This window comes from uncultured Campylobacter sp. (assembly GCF_937949835.1).
In the GTDB taxonomy this organism is placed as follows: domain Bacteria; phylum Campylobacterota; class Campylobacteria; order Campylobacterales; family Campylobacteraceae; genus Campylobacter_B.
Genome location: NZ_CALEDC010000454.1, coordinates 1 through 3047, shown reverse-complemented (window position 1 = coordinate 3047; position 3047 = coordinate 1). Strand labels below are relative to the sequence as shown.

Here is a 3047-nt window from a genome sequence, read left to right as displayed (position 1 = left end):
AGTTAATAAACTCTGACAAGCGCTATATTTACCGTCGCCCATATTGCACTTTTTAATAAGTTGCGAGATCTCTTGTGAAAAAATTTTATCGCATCCTCTATAGAAGTGCGAAGCATCACAATCATTCAATGCCTTACCGCGCTCTTCGGCGGACAGCTTAAAAAACCCGTCGCTTAAAATTTTAACTCCCGCGGAATTTTGTCCTTGCGCCTCGCTCGGCTTCGTATCTTGCATCGCAAAAGCAGCCCCGCTAAAACCGAGCCACAGCGTAAACGCCAAAAATACTCGCTTCATTTTCTCTCCTTGTTCATTTTATTACTTGCTTATGATACCTAAAAAGCGATAAATTTTATTTATTTTGCATAAGATTCGGGCTGCGAAGTTCTAAAATTTTTAGGATATTTTAAATTTGACTTGCGGAATTTTAAGTAAGCTAAATTTTAAATTCTAAGATGCGAGCAGAATCCTTAGTTAAATTTCGGCGCGATACAAGGTAAATTTGAGTAGGCTAAAATTCTTGCACGTTGGAATTTAAACGAAAAACTGGGCGTCGCGATTGGGCAAACACAAAAATGCAAAAAATGCGAAGCTAAAATTTATCGCATGTCGAAATTTAAACCGCCTTTTTGGCTAAATTTAAGCTAAAAACGCTATAATCCCGTTTTCTTTTTATTCGTGCGCTCGTAGCTCAGCTGGATAGAGCATTTGATTGCGGTTCAAAAGGTCGGGGATTCGAATTCCTCCGGGCGCACCATCCACAAATATCTTTTTTCACTATAATCCGTGAAATTTTAATCTTGGAGCAAAAATGAGAGCATTCGCCGAATGGGAAGAGCAAGAGACGCTTTTGGTGTCTTTGCCGCACGCGGACACCGACTGGGCGCCGTATTTAGACGAGATACGGGCGGCTTATCGCAGCTTTATCGCTGCTGCAGCGAGGTTTGAGCCGGTCGTCGCGATCGCGCCGAGCCGCGAGGATTTTGAGCAAATTTGCGGCGGCTTAACAAACGCGAGCTTCGCGCAAATCGATACCGACGATACGTGGATCCGCGATTACGGCGCGATCGACGTAGAGGAGGGCGGTAAAATCACGGGACTAAATTTTCGTTTCAACGCCTGGGGCGGCAAGTTTGCAAGCGCTAAGGACGACGCGTTAAATTCCAAACTTTACGCCGCGAGCGCCCGTCCGCTGCGAAACGTGGATCTGATCTTAGAGGGTGGCAGCGTCGATTTTGACGGCGCGGGCACGATGCTAACTACGAGCACGTGTTTGCTAAACGAAAATCGCAACTCCCTAAGCAAGGCCGAGCTGGACGCGCGGCTGCGTGAAATTTTTGGCCTAAAAAACATAATCTGGCTTGAGCGCGGCTTTATAAAGGGCGATGATACCGACAGTCACGTCGATACCCTCGCGCGCTTTCTAAGCCCGCGCGTCGTGGCGATAAGCTCGTGCGACGATCCGAGCGATCTGCACTACGCGGAGCTTGGCGCGATGAAGGATGAAATTTCATCGCTTGGGTACGACGTGATCGAACTGCCGATCCCGCGCGCGATCTTTTATCAGGGGCGCAGACTGCCTGCGACTTACGCAAATTTCGTATTTTTAAACGGCACGCTCATCGTGCCCACCTACGCGGACCCCGCAGATCCGCACGATCCAAATCGCGCGGCGGACGAGCTGGCGCTGTCGCGTCTGCGTGCAGCGTGCGCGGATCGCGAAGTAGTGGGAGTAAACGCACGTGTTTTCATCCGCCAAAACGGCTCGCTGCACTGCTCGTGCATGAATAAATTTAAACTTTAAATTTAGATCGAAGGAAAAATATGAAAATTTTAAAAGTTGGGCTGATTTCGCATAAATTTGAAGGTACCAAATCGCGCACGATAGCACGCAGCATCGAGCTAATCGCGCGCGCAGCGGCGAAGGGCGCGCAGTTAATCGTTTTGCAAGAGCTTCATCAGACGCATTATTTTTGCCAGCGCGAAAATACCGAAAATTTCGACTATGCACAGGATTTCGAGCGTGATTTGCGGCTGTGGAGCGAGGTAGCGAAGAGATTTGGCGTGGTGCTGGTAAGCTCGCTTTTTGAGCGCCGCGCCGCGGGGCTGTATCACAACACTGCCGTCGTATTCGAGCGCGACGGCACGATCGCCGGTAAGTACCGCAAGATGCATATCCCCGACGATCCGCAGTTTTACGAAAAATTTTATTTCACGCCGGGCGATCTGGGCTTTGAGCCCATAGATACGAGCGTGGGACGGCTCGGCGTGCTCGTGTGCTGGGATCAGTGGTATCCAGAAGCGGCGCGCGCGATGGCGCTACGCGGTGCCGAGCTGCTCATATATCCGACCGCTATCGGGTGGTTTGACGGCGACGGCGAGGACGAAAAGGCGCGCCAGCTGGAGGCCTGGGTTGCGGTACAGCGCGGGCATGCGGTGGCAAACTCCCTGCCCGTAATCGCCGTAAATCGAGTGGGCTTTGAGAGTGCCGCGCTTAGCGAAGTCTCGCCGGATGAAATTTTATCCGGGGGAAATGAAATTTCGGCAGTAAGCGACGGCGGAGCAGCCAGCGATAAAATTTTGCGCTCCGCGGATACGGGCGGCGAGAGTAAAATTTTAAGCAAGGGCGGAATTTTATCTTTTAATAACGGGGCGCTAACGGATAGCGGCAAAATGGCGATCGGTGGCGAAATTTTGCCCGCGAAAAATGAGGCGGTACGAGAGAATTTAAAAATTTCGATAGAGATAAAATTTAACGGCGAAACTTTAGAGGTGCTGCCGAATAAACAGCGCGTAGACCAGCTTGCCAACGAAGAGGGGATTAGATTTTGGGGCAATAGCTTTGTTTTCGGCGCGCAGGGCGAGCAGCTGTTTCGCGCAAATAGCATCGATGAGCTATGTGAAGTCGTAACCATCGATATGCAAAGATGCGAAAATGTGCGCCGCTGGTGGCCGTTTCTGCGCGATAGACGCGTGGAGGAGTATGGAATTCTAGCCAAGCGATACGGATTGTAGTCCCGTATCGCTAATAGATATGGTTTATCGAGCGG

General features: G+C 50.2%; 3 protein-coding genes and 1 tRNA gene. 3 read left to right on the top strand and 1 reads right to left on the bottom strand.

The window, feature by feature from the left end:
• The coding region (locus Q0256_RS10065) for a hypothetical protein (RefSeq protein WP_297962672.1) at positions 1-294 on the bottom strand (294 nt) is incomplete at its 3' end.
• Positions 295-677: 383 nt separating this feature from the next.
• Between Q0256_RS10065 and Q0256_RS10060 the strand changes: the two genes are divergently transcribed.
• The 3 genes from Q0256_RS10060 to Q0256_RS10050 all read left to right on the top strand — a co-directional run bounded on the left by Q0256_RS10060 (position 678) and on the right by Q0256_RS10050 (position 3012).
• Positions 678-754, top strand: a tRNA-Arg gene (locus tag Q0256_RS10060).
• A 54-nt stretch (positions 755-808) separates the two neighbouring features.
• A complete protein-coding gene (locus Q0256_RS10055) occupies positions 809-1801 on the top strand; it encodes an agmatine deiminase family protein (protein ID WP_297962671.1) in 993 nt (330 codons plus the stop codon).
• A 20-nt stretch (positions 1802-1821) separates the two neighbouring features.
• Positions 1822-3012 (top strand): carbon-nitrogen hydrolase, encoded by a 1191-nt coding sequence (locus tag Q0256_RS10050; RefSeq protein WP_297962669.1) that lies wholly within the window; start codon positions 1822-1824, stop codon positions 3010-3012.
• Positions 3013-3047 lie beyond the last annotated feature (35 nt).